Genomic DNA, 15,439 nt, shown 5'->3' with positions numbered 1-15,439 from the left:
TCCAAAACACCGCTTAATCGCGGTGTTTTTTTATTTTGTTTCTGAGTCAAATGTGATTTGTTTCGTTAGGCGATAGGTGATGATCCAATACAAAATGGCTAAAGCGCTGATAGAGGCACCAAAAAGACATACTCCGCTCCAGCCATAGGCTGCGTATATGCTGGTTGAAACAATTGAACCGGTCGCACTGCCGATGGAGTAAAAAATCATGTAAGCAGCCGTAAGCCGGCTTCTCGCCTCAGGCCGCACTGTGAAAATCATAGTCTGATTCGTTACGTGTACTGCCTGCACAGATAGGTCAAGAATGATAATGCCAATGACTAAGGCAATAAGTGAATGTTCAGTCAAACTGATGAAAAACCATGAAATGAATAATAGGACAAGGGCTATACCGCTTGTGAACTGTCCAAAACCTCGATCAGCAAGGCTGCCAGCCCGAGCAGCCCCTAATGCTCCGGCTGCTCCAGCAAGACCAAATGCGCCAATAGCAGTATGTGAAAGAGAGTGTGGCGCAGTACTGAGAGGCAGCACGAGTGAAGTCCATAACGTACCAAAGACGATAAAAATCAGAAGAGCTAGAATCCCGCGGATGCGCAGGATTCGTTCTTGTATGAACAATACAAACATTGAACGAAGCAGATGAGCATAAGATAATGACTCTCTTTTGCTGTCATCACGCGGGAGCACTCGGAACAATACGCCAGTTAGGATCAGCATGATGACGGCAGAAACAAGATATACAGACCTCCAGCCAGCAAAATCGGTTAATACACCAGCAAAGGTTCGGGCGAGAAGAATACCGATGACGATTCCACTTTGCACCAAGCCGACGATACGGCCGCGCTCTTCTGGAGCAGCCCAACTTGCTGCAAACGCAACGAGTACCTGAGTGACTACAGCGAGCAGTCCGACCAATGCTAATCCTATAAATAGGACGGTGACGATAGGAGCGATGCCGACTAGAATGAGGGCAAGCACAGATAAAAGCATCTGACCAATGATGAGCCGGCGTCGATTCAACAGATCACCAAGTGGTACGATCAGTAGCAGCCCCGCCGCATAACAAAGCTGAGTAATCGTAATGACAATACCGATGGATGAATACGTGATATCGAACTCGGCTGCCAGTGAATCTAGTAACGGTTGTGCGAAGTATATGTTTGCAACAGCCATCCCGCAGGCTGCTGCAAAAAGTAGTGCCATATAGTGAGTCATTTTATCTTTAACCATTCATTGCATCCCCTCTTTTTGAGCTTTTTAATATAATATACTGATCGGTACAAAATGATTATGATTAAGAATAACCAACAAAACGTTTTAAAGTCAAGATTTTATTTTGGTTATTCTATGTTGATTTGGAGATCAGAAAGACAAATTGACAATGTTACATGAATAAAATACAATCATTATATACCGATTGGTAATGAAAACTTACAAACAAAGAAATAGATGGTTGTTATCGTGAAAGGAATTTATTGTTGAAAAGAGGAATTGATGATGGTTCGACAGCGTGAGTTTGATGAGGAAAAAGCGTTGAATGATGCAATGATGCTTTTTTGGGAAAAGGGGTATAGAGCTACAACGTTAAGCGATTTGACTGCAAAAATGGGAATACAGCGGCCAAGTTTATACGCAGCCTTTGGAGATAAAGAGGAATTATTTGAGGCTGCATTACGCACATATACAAAGCAGCATGCAGCCCGTATTCGAACAAAACTTCAAAACAATCGATCTGTAAAGGAAGCATTTCATCTATTATTGACAGATGTAGTGGAAGAGGAATATGGAGATGGCCCAAGTAAAGGCTGTTTTTGCATTAATACAATAGTGGAGCTTGCTCCACACGAAGAGAAATTTGAAATTCTGACAAGAGAGCATCAGATGTATCTTTCGGTTATTTTTGAAGAAAAGATCGTGCAAGGTATTCGCTCAGGTGAGCTCGAAAGCGGCTTGAATGCTAAAGCCTTAGCGCAGACACTGGTCGTTTCTTTCATCGGGCTTACCGTCCTCATGAAGTCACGTCCAGAGCGTTCATTTGTAGATCATTCTGTAGCGACGATCCTATCCATTTTAAAATAAAATGGATAACACGCTATGAAAGCTTCTGTGAAAAAATCATACAAAATAGTGAAGCGTATTTTGATCCATTACATCAAAATACGCTTTTTCTTTTAGGGCAGTCATGCACAAAATCTTTTTTTATGATATGATAAGAGAACAAACATTCGTATTTGTGAAATGCAAGCACATCCAGCTGCAAATGAAGAAAATAGAAAGAAGGGGAGACTTTGAAACCACTCACTAAAGAAGAAAAAAATCAAATGATGATGGCCATTCAGCGTTACTTTGCCGAAGAACGAGAAGAAGAGATTGGTGAATTAGCAGCCATTAATATACTAGAATTTATCACAAAAAACCTTGGAAGCTACTATTATAATCAAGGGGTTCGCGACAGCCGCAGCATCGCTGTTCAGCGGTCACAATTGTTAGAGGAAGACTTATTCGCACTCGAAAAAAGAATATAATCGAAAAGCCTGTAGTATCGTGTGGGACGAACTGATAAATAGGAAAAAGACCCCCTTAATAAAGAACGCATATTCGTATCATATGTAATGATTAAGAGGTGGAACCAAAGGGCCATCTGAATCGTTATATAAGTAACCATTAATGAAAATCAGCTTTTTTGGTTTTATTTCAATAAAAGAAGGAATAAAACATACAAATAGGCGAAGTGCAGATGATGGAGGTTCTAAATATGGGGAAAATTAAATTAAAAATGGCAATCTTATTTGTTTTACTGCTTTGTTTAGGCGCAGGTTATTTATACATGAATGGCATGAAAATTGAAGATGTGCCAACAGCCATTGGCGAGAGCCTAACAAATAATGATAAAGATTACACCATCTATGAATATACCATTACGAAAATTGATGGAGATGAATATTACGGTCAAGCAAAGAATGGCACCAAAATCATTTTTAATGGTAAGAAATTTGAAGATGATGTGGCCGATCTGAAAAAAGGCGATCGTATTAAAGCCTACTTTAGTAATGAAAAAAGAATAGATGGACTGATAAAAGTAGTAAAAGTCGTAAATTAACATGTCTCCTTTCCTATAAGGAGGCTTTTTTTTTGAAGAAATCTTGATTGTTGCATTTGACAACAAGGATCGCTATAATAGCCCCTAAGGACAGCTAAATATCGATTGTATCCTTCGGGGCAGGGTGAAAATCCCGACCGACGGTAATAAAGCAAATGCTTTACAGCCCGTGACCCGTTAATTTATTAACGGTTGATTCAGTGAAAAGCTGAAGCCGACAGTGAAAGTCTGGATGGGAGAAGGATAAAGAAAGCTATGAACGAAAAATATTTGTTGATCATAGTCTTATTTCTGATGCAAAAAACCACAGCCCCGGAATTTTTTCCGGGGCTTTCTGTATGTTTTTGTTGTTAATAGATGCATGCAGTGTTTATTAGGTGATCCCTCATCTACCTTGTATGGACCATAAAAAGCGACGAAGGTGCTCAATCGATCACATGTCCCTAACATCGCTTTTTTAAAAAGTGAGAAATACAAATGAAAAGAAAGGGAGGATCACATGTTTACGGGGATTATTGAAGAAGTTGGCACCGTTCAGTCATTAAGTAAAAAGTCAGCAGATGCCATGGAAATTGTCATTACATGCAGCCGTGTGCTAGAAGATGTTCACCTCGGAGACAGTATCGCCATTAATGGAGTATGTCTGACAGTCACAAGCTTCACAAAAGGACAGTTCGCCGCAGATGTGATGCCAGAGACGGTCAAATCGACATCACTGGATCAGCTGACAAAAGACAGTCCAGTGAATTTAGAGCGAGCCATGTCCTCAAATGGACGATTTGGCGGCCATTTTGTCTCAGGCCATGTTGATGGAACGGCAGTCATTACCCGAATAGAAAAGAAGAGTAATGCCATTTACTATGATTTAAAGATGGACAAGACCCTCACAGATATGCTCACCCAAAAGGGTTCGATCGCAATAGATGGTGTCAGCTTGACCATTTTCGATTTGCGAGATTCACAAGTCACAGTCTCTATTATTCCTCATACGCTTGAAGGAACTATTTTCCCGACTAAATCTATGGGGGATATTGTGAATATAGAGTGTGACATGATCGGTAAATACATTTATCGTTTTTTAACAAAAGAGCAAGGCGATAAACAGCCATCTCGATTGACCCCATCATTTCTAAAAGAGCACGGATTCTAGGAGGCGATTGTATGTATCATTCTGTTGATGAGGCAGTAAATGCCCTTAAACAAGGAGAAATCATTATCGTAGTGGATGATGAAGACAGAGAAAATGAAGGAGACTTTGTGGCACTTGCTGAGCATGCCACACCTGAAGTGATTAACTTCATGGCTTTACATGGAAGAGGCCTCATTTGTACGCCAGTCGATGCGTCGATCGCCAAACACCTGAATCTGCATCCAATGGTTGAACATAATACAGATGCACACCATACAGCATTTACAGTAAGCATCGACCATGTGACAACGACGACTGGTATCAGTGCTTTTGAGCGCTCCACGACCATGCTGGCCATGTTAAATAAAGACGCAAAACCAGACGAATTTGCCCGTCCAGGCCATGTTTTTCCGCTTATTGCAAAAGAAGGCGGCGTACTAGAAAGACCAGGTCATACAGAGGCGGCGGTTGATCTTGCTAAACTGGCAGGCTCAGAGCCAGCGGGTGTCATATGTGAAATTATGAATGCAGATGGATCAATGGCTCGCGTCTCTGAACTAAAGGAGATCCAAAAACAGCATGATTTAAAGATGCTGACAATAGAAGCATTACAGATATATTTAAACAATAATCAAACAGCGACTATCAAAACAAAATAAAAATCACAAAAAAGGATGATTAACATATGAATACAATACAAGGTCATGTAGTAGCAGAAGGACTAAAATTTGCAATCGTTGTAGCGAGATTCAATGATTTTATTACAAGTAAACTGTTAGATGGAGCAGAAGACACATTGCTCAGACACGGAGCAAATGGTGATGATATCGATGTTGTGTGGGTACCAGGCGCTTTTGAAATCCCGTACATGGCAAAAAAATTAGCTGAAACCAAAAAATATGATGCAGTCATCACACTTGGAACCGTGATCAGAGGCGCAACGACTCACTATGATTACGTTTGTAATGAAGCTGCTAAAGGAATTGCTCAAAGTGCAATGTCAACAGGGGTACCGATTATCTTTGGTGTACTGACAACAGAATCGATTGAACAAGCCATTGAAAGAGCTGGTACAAAAGCTGGAAATAAAGGCAGCGAATCGGCTGCAGCTGCTATTGAAATGGCGAATCTCAATCGAACGTTCTCTTAATTTAGTGAAAAAGAGTTTAAAAACGGTATAAAAATGTTTATAATGTGTGATGAGCAAATGAATCATAAGACATTTGCTGGAAATTAGGATAATTTGAATATTGAGGGGTATATATGTTAATTCGTTACAAGAGGTCTTTTGAAAAAATTGCCATGGGACTCCTGTCCTTTATGCCGGGTGAGAAAGACGTCAAACAGCTTCAGCAGACGATGAAGTCATATGAAATGGATGAAGATCGGCAGCTGTTCCTATGGAAAGATGGCGAGGATATTGTAGGTGCTATTGGTGTGTTGAAAACAGACGACCAAGTACAAATCGAACATATTAGTGTGAATCCATCCCATCGTGATCAAGGAATCGGCAAGGAAATGGTTTTAGCCGTGGAAGACATATTTAAAACCAAAACACTCATTCCAAATGAATTAACGCAAGGCTTCTTTCATAAGTGTCACAGCGAATCAAATTAAATATCACACATGTAAAAGCAGAGGCTACAGTCCTCTGCTTTTTTTACGTTCAATCTGCTTTTTTCGCTCCAGCAATACATCTGTCCGGTCACGGAGTCTATGTTTTTCGATTAAAAATGTATGGGATAAGTTGCTTTCCTGTCCAAAAAGCAGTCCTTCTTTTTGGGCCATTTCTTGGCATAAAGAAAGAAGTGCTTCATCTTTGATCGGCAGCATCACACTCTCATAGGGCATGTCTTCATCCATCTTCTTTTTCAGCGTTCGCAAAAGCAACAGAAATGCCTCATCATCCAGACCGAGATTCGATAATACTGAACGGTTTGCTTCTAACAAATGAAGACTGTTAGAAATGAGCCTTTTTGCTCCTTTTCCATTTCCCCGTCTTTGATGATACAAGGCAACAGCGAGCTGAATGAGCCCGACCCAATATTCTTTGCGCTGCTCAGGGGGATCTTCCTTCCAATATTCCTCTAGAATTTCATGACACTCAAAATAATCTCTTGTTGTATGAAATTCGTGTAAAAAAGCCACGTACGCTTCAGGATACACAGCGGTCATCTCCTTTTCCACTTTCAGTCTAACATATTGAAAAGAAAAGAAGAAAGAGCGTCCCTTTTGTGAAAAGGACGCTCTGTTTCTTTAATAAACCCAAGCCGCGCCAACGATGATCAGCAAGATGAAAAGCACGACAATAAGCGCGAATCCTCCGCCGAAGTTATAGCCATCTCCCATAATGATACGGCCTCCTTTTTCATCAGTTCTGATTACAATGGTATTCTATGTATAAATGCCCTTATTGGTTTGGGCGGATCCACTGTTTTTCTTGATTTGCCCAAGGCATCATGGCCGAAATTATATTGGACGAGAGCTTTATCCTGTCTTATACTAAAGGTTAGCCGGTGAAACGGTACTTAGAAGACAGTAGAAATGGTGAGAAAAAGATGCTGGAATATCAGGTGAAAATAGATTCGTTCGAGGGTCCTTTGGACTTGCTTTTACATTTAATTAACCGGTTGGAAATTGATATTTATGATATTCCCGTCGCTAAAATTACGGAGCAGTATTTATTATATGTCCACACGATGAGGGAGCTTGAGCTCGATGTTGCGAGTGAATATTTGGTCATGGCTGCAACCCTCCTGAGTATTAAAAGCAGAATGCTTCTTCCGAAACAAGAGGAAGAGCTGTTTGATGAAGACCTGCTCGAAGAGGAAGAGGATCCTCGAGAAGAGCTGATTGGCAAATTGATTGAATACCGCAAGTATAAAAATGCAGCGCAAGAACTAAAGGAACGCGAAGAAGAAAGGCAAAATGCCTTTACAAAACCACCGAGTGATTTAAGCGAATTTGCAAAAGAATCAGAAGCGAAGGACACAAATTTACACGTAACGGTGTATGATATGTTAGGTGCGTTCCAAAAGGTATTAAACAGAAAGAAAATAACGAAACCAGCACCATCAAAGATTACAAGACAAGAAATCCCGATTGAAGACAAAATGAATGAGATTATGAACCATTTAAGAAAAACAAAAAAGCGGACCAATTTCATGACTCTATTTCAACATGATCAAAAGGAACACCTTGTCGTGACGTTTCTTGCTGTTCTCGAATTGATGAAAAGTCATCAAATCATGCTAGAGCAGGAAGGGAACTTTGAAGACATTTATATCATAGGGAGTGAAACGATTCATGACGCTTGATATCGTGAATTGGAAAGCCATCTTAGAAGCGCTGCTGTATGCAGCAGGTGACGAAGGCTTAACAAGAAAACAGCTCATGTCTGTTCTTGAAGTAGATGAGTCGGTATTACTCGACATTATGTCTTCCGTAAAGGAAGAATATCAAAAACAAGAACGAGGGATTGAGCTCATTGAATATGCAGATTCATATATGCTGCTGACGAAAAAAGAATACAGCATGTATTTAAAAAAATTAGTTGAGACACCATCCAAAGGTTTATCGCAGGCAGCGCTGGAGGTGCTTGCCATTGTTTCTTATAAACAGCCGATTACACGCAGTGAGGTAGAGGAGATTAGAGGCGTCAAATCAGAGCGTGTGCTTCATAGCTTAGTAGCCAAAGCATTGCTCTGTGAAGTAGGACGTGCCGATGGCCCGGGACGAGCAATTCTTTATGGGACAACCCCGACCTTTTTAGAGCAATTTGGCTTAAAAGCGTTAGATGAATTACCACCGCTTCCAGAGAATGTGGAAGCAGATGGTGTGCAAGAAGAAGCTGATCTATTTTTTGAAAACTTCAATCAAACATTTGAAGATATAAAATAGTTCAAACGAAGGAAAAATGTATGATAAAATATAAAAAAGATTTTAGGTCTAAAATCTTTTGATGACAGATAAAATGGTGACAAAGCCATGAGGGGAAGGTAAACAAGAAACAAATGGCACATATGAATGTAAAGGCTCAAGTTGATCAAGCAGGCGTCTTTTTATCAAAGGTTGCAATTGAAATGAATGGTTTTCTGAACGAAGCCACCTTATCAAGCTTGAAACAATTAAACCCCGAAGCGGAAGCCTATTATTGTGACATATTGAGTACATTACGGAAGCTTGCAGTGTACAGCGAGGATGCAGCAGCAGTTTGCAGGAAAATGGGGCAGCAGCAGACATTTCCGCAGCAAGCCGCACAGCAGATGCTTCACCGTATTTATCATCAATGTATTGAAGAATTTTTCACGCCGAAAAAGGATACATGGTATGAAGACAGCCGTTCGGCCTATACAGGAAAAAGCAGCATTGTTTTTCATCATGAAGTATCCGCTGATATGAAACAATTATTTTCTTCATTAGAAAAAGACTTTTTAGCGATGAGAGAAGAGCTGGAATATACGACTTCTCATCAACAAGTGAAAATGGTATAAGTAAGTCGAAGAAGCGTCTCTACATGTAGAGGCGCTTTTTTTTATGGACGAGGCATCATAACTTTTTCAGCTGAGCATACACTTGTACAAAACGGACAAGGACGTGAATGAACATGCCCTATTTAAAAATTGGAACAGCAGTCCTTCTTCTATTTACACTCTTACTGCCTTTTTCCTCACATGCCAAAGCAGACATTTCGTTATCAGTGAGTGCAAGAAGTGCCATTTTAATAGATGGACAGTCAGGCAGAGTCCTATTTGGAAAGGACGAGCACGAAAAAAGAAGAATCGCCAGTATTACAAAAATCATGACGGCTGTATTAGCTATTGAATCAGGAAAAATGAAAGATACCGTCAAAGTATCAAAACGTGCGATTCAAGCGGAGGGCTCATCCATTTATTTAAAGGAAGGGCAGAAGGTGAGCTTAGAAGATTTGATATACGGGCTCATGCTGCGTTCTGGAAATGATGCAGCTGTTGCCATTGCAGAGCATGTTGGCGGCAGCTTAGAAGGCTTTATTTTTATGATGAATCAAAAGGCGGCTGAACTAGGAATGGAGAATACGAACTTTCAAAATCCGCACGGACTCGATGATCATAAAAATCATTATTCATCAGCCTATGACATGGCGATCCTAACAAAATACGCGATGAAACATAAACAATATCAAAAAATTGCTGGTACGACTTTCTATAAAGCAAAAACAATGGAAGGCTATTGGAAAAATAAAAACAAGCTGCTCACCGGTTTATACGAATATTCAACTGGAGGGAAAACAGGATATACAAAACTTGCAAAACGTACACTCGTCTCCACCGCTGCAAAAGGGGATGCTGAGCTGATCGCTGTGACCATTAATGCGCCGGACGACTGGAAGGATCATATCTCTATGTTTGAATATGCATTTGATCACTACAAAACGTATGTGCTTGCTGAAAAAGGAAGACTTGCTTCGTTAAAAGGGAGCTTTTACGAAAAAAAAGCGTTTATCAAGCGTGATGTGGACTATTTTTTAAATGAAGATGAGAAAAAACTTGTCAAAATTGAAACAGAAATGCTCACCCCTAAAAAGAAATGGAAAAAAAACGCCGAAGCCATCCCGGATGTTGTAGGGAAAATGACAATTTTATTAGATGGACAGGTGATCGAGCAATTACCGATTTTTTATGAAAATAAACGAAACCGCATGCCTCAGAAAAGCTTTCAAGAAATGTTTAAGTCTGTCTTTCAGACATCTATAGGCGGATCTTCATGGTCAATCTAATTTGGGTGTTTCTCACTGTCATCGGTCTTGTCTATGCGATGTTTAATGGAACGATGCAGGAAGTGAATGAGGCTGTATTTAAGGGCTCAAAAGAAGCGGTTACTATTTCAATTGGTCTGATTAGTGTCCTCGTTTTTTGGCTCGGGCTCATGAAGATTGCCGAAGAGGCAGGGCTGTTAAATTTCTTTAGTAAATTGTGCCGGCCCTTTATTTCAAAGCTATTCCCGGATATTCCGCCTAATCATCCTGCAATGGGGTATATTTTGTCCAATCTCATGGCGAATTTCTTTGGTCTTGGGAATGCCGCTACACCGCTTGGGATTAAGGCGATGGAGCAGATGAAAGCATTAAACGGCGGAAAAAATGAGGCAAGCCGTTCTATGATTACATTTCTAGCGGTCAACACGTCCTCTATCACACTTGTGCCAACAACCGTCATTGCTATAAGAATGACCTATGGGGCAGATCAGCCAACAGACATTGTAGGACCAACCATTTTAGCAACACTCATTTCAGGAATCGGAGCAATTCTCATCGATCGTTATTTCCACTATCGCAGAAGCAGGCGGGGGTGATCTTGTGGCATTTATTAACTGGCTGTCTCTTGCTTTGATTCCACTGATCATCGCAGGGATTTTGATTGCTGGAACCATTAAAAAGGTACCAACCTATGAAACATTTGTGGAGGGAGGGAAAGAGGGCATTCAAATTGCCTTTTCCATCATTCCCTATTTAGTCGGCATGCTTGTAGCTATTACGATATTCCGTGCGTCAGGTGCGCTTGATTTTGTTATGGGACTTTTAAAACCAGTCTTTACAGCGATTGGTTTCCCTCCCGAAGTCGTTCCACTTGCGTTTATTCGTCCGATATCAGGAACGGCTGCACTTGGGATGACATCAGACTTGATAGCGACGTATGGTCCAGATTCTTTTATTGGCCAGCTCGCGGCAGTCATGCAAGGGTCAACAGACACCACCCTTTACATTTTGACGGTTTATTTTGGAGCAGTCGGTATTAAAAAAATGGGAGATGCGCTAAAAGTAGGTTTGTTAGCAGATCTCATTGGTGTCATTGCATCTGTGATTATCGTCAGTTTGTTATTTAGCGGCGCCTAATCAGGCGCTTTTTTGTATTTCATGGATGGAAAATCGCTTTTTAGCTGAAATTAGACAGACGAAACGCTTATTTTTCCACGAATGCTTGTTTGTTTTAGGTCAAGCAAGTAAGATAGTACATGAGGTGAAAGACAAATGGAACGTTTACAGAAAGTAATTGCACATGCCGGCGTCGCTTCAAGACGAAAGGCTGAAGAATTAATTAAAGAAGGACGAGTTACCGTTAATGGTCAAACAGTGACAGAGCTCGGAGTGAAGGTGGGCTCTTCAGATAAAATTGAAGTCAATGGCTTAAAGCTTGAAAGAGAAGAACCGGTTTACTTTATGCTTTATAAACCGCGCGGCGTCATTTCTGCTGCCGAGGATGATAAAGGACGTAAGGTCGTCACAGACTTCTTTGATGATGTCCCGCAGCGCCTTTATCCAATCGGCCGGTTAGATTATGATACGAGCGGTTTGATTTTGATTACAAATGATGGGGAATTTGCCCATAAGCTCATGCACCCGAAATACGAAATTGATAAAACGTATGCAGCGAAGCTAAAAGGCATTCCATCAAAGGAACTGCTTAGAAAGCTAGAAAAAGGGATCATGTTAGATCATAAAAAAACAGCACCTGCTCGTGCGAAAATGCTTTCTATTGATAAACGAAAGCAAACTTGTATTGTCCAATTAACCATTCATGAAGGCAGAAACAGACAAGTGCGCCGCATGTTTGAAGCGATTGGCCATGATGTGTTAAAGCTAAAAAGGGAGCAATATTCGTTCCTTCATATTGAAGGTATGAGACCAGGAGACCGCAGAGAATTGTCTCCACATGAAGTAAAGCGCCTGAGAGCAATTGCCGATCATGGGAAAAGCGCTTTTTAATTTTCACATAAACTTCAAAAAATGAAGAAGCATCAAAAGAAGGAGAATGCTATAATTTACCTGAATGTCTATGGGGAAGGGGTACTTCAGATGAAAAAAAGACGGTTTTTCATACGGACGGGCATTCTCCTCGTGATGCTTGCTGCACTTTGTTATACAATGTATAACTCAGTATTTGCCAAACAGGATCGAGTCAAAGAAGGATCTATTGCGCCAAACTTTGTCCTTCAATCTGTGGATGGGGATCGGATTGAGTTAAAGGACTTAAAAGGCAAAGGTGTCTTTCTTAATTTTTGGGGTACATGGTGTGGTCCGTGTAAACAAGAATTTCCTTATATGGCGAATCAATATGAAGTGTTCAAGGATCGCGGTGTGGAAATTGTCGCAGTCAATGTTGCGGAGTCCAAGATTGCCGTGAAAAATTTTATGGAATCCTATGGCGTGAATTTTCCTGTTGCCATGGACAAAGATCGTCAAGTAACAGAGGCGTATGATATTGGGCAGCTGCCAACTACGCTTTTACTTAATCCTGAAGGCAAGGTAATCAAAGTCATAAAGGGAACAATGACAGAACGTCAAATCTATGAGTATATGAATTTGATTAAACCAAAGGGGTCATAGAATGAAAGAGGTAAAGTGCGAGTGTGGACATATTAATCCAATCGGTACTGTTCTATGTGAATCATGCGGGAATCCCATTGCGGCTAAAGAGAAGAACTCTTCAAAGCTGCTTGATATGAGATATGACGGCAGTGCAAGACGCTCGCAAACATATAACAAAACGATTGTTGATAAAGTATGGAACTTTTTTTCTTCCGTTAAAGTAGGTGTGTGGCTGATTGTCATTACACTGCTTGCTTCTTCGCTTGGGACGATTTTTCCGCAGGAGCGATTTATTCCGCCAGGAGCATCTGCTTCCACGTATTATGAAGAGCAATATGGATCGTTTGGCAAGCTGTATTATACACTTGGATTCCATGACCTTTATAATTCTTGGTGGTTTTTAGCTCTTATCGCATCAATCGGAATCTCTCTTGTCATTTGTAGTCTCGACCGCGTTATGCCTCTTTATCGAGCACTCAAAAACCAAGGGGTTATCAAAAAAGAAGGCTTTATGAGAAGACAGCGTCTGTTCAGTGAGACAGACAAAACATTAGATCAGCATACATATGAAGGCATCATCAGAGCAATGAAACAAAAGCGTTACCGCGTGCGAGAAGAAAATGGGTATATTTTAGCCGAAAAAGGACGTTTTTCACGCTGGGGACCTTACGTCAATCACATTGGATTAATCATCTTTCTCATTGGATCGATGCTCCGGTTCGTCCCGGGCATGTACGTGGATGAAACGCTGTGGGTCAGAGAAGGTGAAACTGCACCGATTCCAGGTACGGATGGTCAATATTTCTTGAAAAATAATGCGTTTTCAATTGATCGTTATGAAACTGGAAATGAAAAAGAAGTGTTTGAGAATGCCATTGAAAAAGCTGGCGACGGTCAAGTGGTGAAAAGCTATAAAACGGATGCCATCTTATACAAACGTGAAGGAGAAGTTGTATTTGGTGAAAAGCCCAAGCTGAAGCAGGTCACAGAACACGATATTAAAGTGAATGAACCGCTTAAGTTTGACAATTTCTCATTATATCAAGTGGATTTTAAACAAAATGAACTCGATCAAATGGTCTTTCAGCTGATTCGTAAAGATACAGAAAAATCTTACGGTACAGTGAAGATTAATCTGCTGGAGCCTAAGTCAGAATATGATCTTGGTAGCGGTTACAAAGTCAAAGTGATGAGCTATCTGCCTGATTTTTATTTTGATGATGATGGAACGCCAAGTACGAAAACAAGGAATCCGAATAATCCTGCTTTCGTGTTTGAAATGATTTCTCCTGAAAAACCTAAAGGTGAAAAAAGCTTTGTCGCCATTCAAGAAACAGTAGAGGGTTCTGATAACAATCTATATAAAATGAAGTTTGATCGGGTTGAAACGAAAAACGTCACAGGGTTAACTGTTAGAAAAGATTTAACACTAGGGGTGCTTATTGTAGGCGGAATCATTTTCATGATTGGTGTCGTGCAGGGGATGTATTGGCAGCATAGAAGAATCTGGCTGTCGGCAAAGGATGGAAAAGTATTGGTGGCAGGACATACAAACAAAAACTGGTTCGGCTTAAAGTCCGATCTTAACGTGTTACTGAGCGGCAGTGGCATCAAACAGCCAGTTGATCAAAAAGAGCTGCCTGATACAACAAGTATCAGCAAAAGCAAGGGGGAAGGATTAGATGGCGGCAGTCAGTGAAAATCTGTTATTTGCAGCTTTTCTATTTTATTTAGCGGCAGTTCCTTTTTTTGGTGGTGCCATTAAAGGAAAAAAGAAAGAAGATGGACCGCGCAGGAATAAGGCGGCACTCATTGGCATTACGCTTACTATCATCGGTTTTTTGAGCCAGTTGGGCTATTTTATTTCAAGATGGATTGCATCTGGTCATGCACCAGTCAGTAATTTGTTTGAGTTCACTACGGCTTTTGGCATGATGCTGGTGCTTGCATTCATCATTTTATATTTTGTGTATCAAGTGTCTGTACTTGGTTTATTCACACTTCCAATCGCTTTATTGATTATTGCCTATGCAAGTATGTTCCCATCAGATATTTCACCACTGATCCCTTCACTTCAAAGTAATTGGCTTTATATTCACGTGACAACAGCAGCACTTGGTCAAGCCATTTTAGCCATCAGCTTTGTGGCAGGCGTCATCTTTCTATTAAAGCATGTGGATCAAACAAAGCCAGGAAAGAAGACGTTTGGTTTAGAGCTTGTCATGTTTATGATTGTGGTGACACTTGCATTTATCGCTGTCACGTCTATCTTTAGAATGACAGGATATGAAGCGACATTTAATTGGATCGATAAAAATAAAGAAAAAAGTGTGATGGTCTATGAGCTGCCAGCTCTTGTCGGACCTCATAAAGGGGAGCTTGTGTCGGAAGATCGTTTGGAGCCGTTTGTTGAGCTGCCGCCTGTTTTTTCAGGCAGAAAGGTCAATACAGTATTATGGTCATTTAGCGTAGGGCTGATTATATACGGACTCATTCGATTGATCATTCGCAAACGACTGAGCGCACTGCTTCAACCGCTAGTGAAACAGGTGAACCTAGATTTAGTCGATGAAATTGGGTATAGGGCTGTTTCGATTGGTTTCCCTGTATTTGCATTAGGCGGGCTGATCTTTGCCATGATCTGGGCGCAAATAGCATGGACTAGGTTTTGGGGCTGGGATCCGAAGGAAGTATGGGCATTGATTACGTTTCTCTTTTATGCAGCCTATCTTCATCTTCGCTTGTCGCGAGGCTGGCATGGTGAAAAGTCCGCTTGGCTTGCTGTGATCGGCTTCGCCATTATTATGTTTAATCTCATCTTTGTCAATCTTGTCATTGCGGGGCTTCATTCCTACGCATAATT

At 40.8% G+C, this 15,439-nt stretch carries 20 protein-coding genes and 1 riboswitch; of the genes, 17 read left to right on the top strand and 3 right to left on the bottom strand.

Annotation, left to right across the window (positions count from 1 at the left end; translation table 11 throughout):
* Positions 1-30 precede the first annotated feature (30 nt).
* Positions 31-1,230, bottom strand: a complete 1,200-nt coding sequence (locus NST59_RS10595) for an MFS transporter (protein ID WP_059377128.1) — start codon at positions 1,228-1,230, stop codon at positions 31-33.
* A 267-nt stretch (positions 1,231-1,497) separates the two neighbouring features.
* On the opposite strand from NST59_RS10595, the gene NST59_RS10590 reads away from it, so the two are divergent.
* The 7 genes from NST59_RS10590 (at position 1,498) to NST59_RS10560 (ending at position 5,846) form a co-directional block, all read left to right on the top strand.
* Positions 1,498-2,079 carry a TetR/AcrR family transcriptional regulator gene (locus NST59_RS10590; RefSeq protein ID WP_106025038.1) on the top strand — a complete coding sequence of 194 codons (582 nt, stop codon included), beginning with the start codon at positions 1,498-1,500 and terminating at the stop codon, positions 2,077-2,079.
* Between the two features lie 209 nt (positions 2,080-2,288).
* Positions 2,289-2,525: a DUF2164 domain-containing protein gene (locus tag NST59_RS10585; RefSeq protein WP_039179646.1), complete on the top strand. Its 237-nt coding sequence runs from the start codon at positions 2,289-2,291 to the stop codon at positions 2,523-2,525.
* Positions 2,526-2,755: 230 nt separating this feature from the next.
* Positions 2,756-3,100, top strand: a complete 345-nt coding sequence (locus NST59_RS10580; protein WP_034623431.1) for a hypothetical protein — start codon at positions 2,756-2,758, stop codon at positions 3,098-3,100.
* Between the two features lie 106 nt (positions 3,101-3,206).
* Positions 3,207-3,348: riboswitch (FMN riboswitch) on the top strand.
* Between the two features lie 251 nt (positions 3,349-3,599).
* A complete protein-coding gene (ribE, locus tag NST59_RS10575; protein ID WP_144490291.1) occupies positions 3,600-4,250 on the top strand; it encodes a riboflavin synthase in 651 nt (216 codons plus the stop codon).
* Positions 4,251-4,261: 11 nt separating this feature from the next.
* Positions 4,262-4,888 carry a 3,4-dihydroxy-2-butanone-4-phosphate synthase gene (gene ribB / locus NST59_RS10570; RefSeq protein ID WP_144490290.1) on the top strand — a complete coding sequence of 209 codons (627 nt, stop codon included), beginning with the start codon at positions 4,262-4,264 and terminating at the stop codon, positions 4,886-4,888.
* A gap of 26 nt (positions 4,889-4,914) precedes the next feature.
* Entirely contained in the window at positions 4,915-5,379 is a 465-nt protein-coding gene (ribH, locus tag NST59_RS10565; protein ID WP_029706184.1) for a 6,7-dimethyl-8-ribityllumazine synthase, read from the top strand.
* A 113-nt stretch (positions 5,380-5,492) separates the two neighbouring features.
* Entirely contained in the window at positions 5,493-5,846 is a 354-nt protein-coding gene (locus NST59_RS10560) for a GNAT family N-acetyltransferase (RefSeq protein WP_039179637.1), read from the top strand.
* A 24-nt stretch (positions 5,847-5,870) separates the two neighbouring features.
* On the opposite strand, the gene NST59_RS10555 is transcribed toward NST59_RS10560, so the two are convergent.
* Together NST59_RS10555 and NST59_RS10550 are read right to left on the bottom strand one after the other, a co-directional pair.
* Entirely contained in the window at positions 5,871-6,395 is a 525-nt protein-coding gene (locus tag NST59_RS10555; protein WP_058837976.1) for a DUF309 domain-containing protein, read from the bottom strand.
* A 90-nt stretch (positions 6,396-6,485) separates the two neighbouring features.
* Positions 6,486-6,578 carry a YjcZ family sporulation protein gene (locus tag NST59_RS10550; protein WP_012010430.1) on the bottom strand — a complete coding sequence of 31 codons (93 nt, stop codon included), beginning with the start codon at positions 6,576-6,578 and terminating at the stop codon, positions 6,486-6,488.
* A gap of 209 nt (positions 6,579-6,787) precedes the next feature.
* On the opposite strand from NST59_RS10550, the gene NST59_RS10545 reads away from it, so the two are divergent.
* The 10 genes from NST59_RS10545 (at position 6,788) to ccsB (ending at position 15,437) form a co-directional block, all read left to right on the top strand.
* Positions 6,788-7,546 (top strand): segregation/condensation protein A, encoded by a 759-nt coding sequence (locus NST59_RS10545; protein ID WP_024422848.1) that lies wholly within the window; start codon positions 6,788-6,790, stop codon positions 7,544-7,546.
* On the top strand, positions 7,536-8,129 hold the full coding sequence (scpB, locus tag NST59_RS10540) for an SMC-Scp complex subunit ScpB (RefSeq protein ID WP_024422847.1): 594 nt from the start codon (positions 7,536-7,538) through the stop codon (positions 8,127-8,129). The genes NST59_RS10545 and scpB overlap by 11 nt, the downstream gene beginning before the upstream one ends.
* Positions 8,130-8,242: 113 nt before the next feature.
* A complete protein-coding gene (locus tag NST59_RS10535) occupies positions 8,243-8,722 on the top strand; it encodes a YpuI family protein (protein ID WP_039179631.1) in 480 nt (159 codons plus the stop codon).
* A gap of 113 nt (positions 8,723-8,835) precedes the next feature.
* Positions 8,836-9,987, top strand: coding sequence for a D-alanyl-D-alanine carboxypeptidase family protein (locus tag NST59_RS10530; RefSeq protein ID WP_126681633.1), 1,152 nt, complete (start codon positions 8,836-8,838; stop codon positions 9,985-9,987).
* Positions 9,975-10,562: a nucleoside recognition domain-containing protein gene (locus NST59_RS10525; RefSeq protein ID WP_126681634.1), complete on the top strand. Its 588-nt coding sequence runs from the start codon at positions 9,975-9,977 to the stop codon at positions 10,560-10,562. Before NST59_RS10530 ends, NST59_RS10525 begins: the two co-directional genes overlap by 13 nt.
* A gap of 4 nt (positions 10,563-10,566) precedes the next feature.
* A complete protein-coding gene (locus NST59_RS10520) occupies positions 10,567-11,103 on the top strand; it encodes a spore maturation protein (protein ID WP_024422843.1) in 537 nt (178 codons plus the stop codon).
* A gap of 135 nt (positions 11,104-11,238) precedes the next feature.
* Positions 11,239-11,973, top strand: coding sequence for a 23S rRNA pseudouridine(2605) synthase RluB (gene rluB, locus NST59_RS10515; protein ID WP_024422842.1), 735 nt, complete (start codon positions 11,239-11,241; stop codon positions 11,971-11,973).
* A 90-nt stretch (positions 11,974-12,063) separates the two neighbouring features.
* Positions 12,064-12,594, top strand: a complete 531-nt coding sequence (gene resA, locus NST59_RS10510) for a thiol-disulfide oxidoreductase ResA (protein WP_047204114.1) — start codon at positions 12,064-12,066, stop codon at positions 12,592-12,594.
* A gap of 1 nt (position 12,595) precedes the next feature.
* The gene (resB, locus tag NST59_RS10505) at positions 12,596-14,275 is read left to right on the top strand and encodes a cytochrome c biogenesis protein ResB (RefSeq protein WP_126681635.1); all 1,680 of its coding nucleotides are present in this window, start codon (positions 12,596-12,598) and stop codon (positions 14,273-14,275) included.
* Positions 14,259-15,437 (top strand): c-type cytochrome biogenesis protein CcsB, encoded by a 1,179-nt coding sequence (gene ccsB, locus NST59_RS10500; protein WP_047204112.1) that lies wholly within the window; start codon positions 14,259-14,261, stop codon positions 15,435-15,437. Before resB ends, ccsB begins: the two co-directional genes overlap by 17 nt.
* The last annotated feature ends 2 nt before the right edge of the window (positions 15,438-15,439 follow it).

It is taken from the genome of Bacillus sp. FSL R5-0439, from assembly GCF_038008805.1.
GTDB classification, from domain to species: domain Bacteria; phylum Bacillota; class Bacilli; order Bacillales; family Bacillaceae; genus Bacillus; species Bacillus safensis.
The sequence above is the reverse complement of the archived record's forward strand: the minus strand, read 5'-3'. Positions and strand labels throughout refer to the sequence as shown.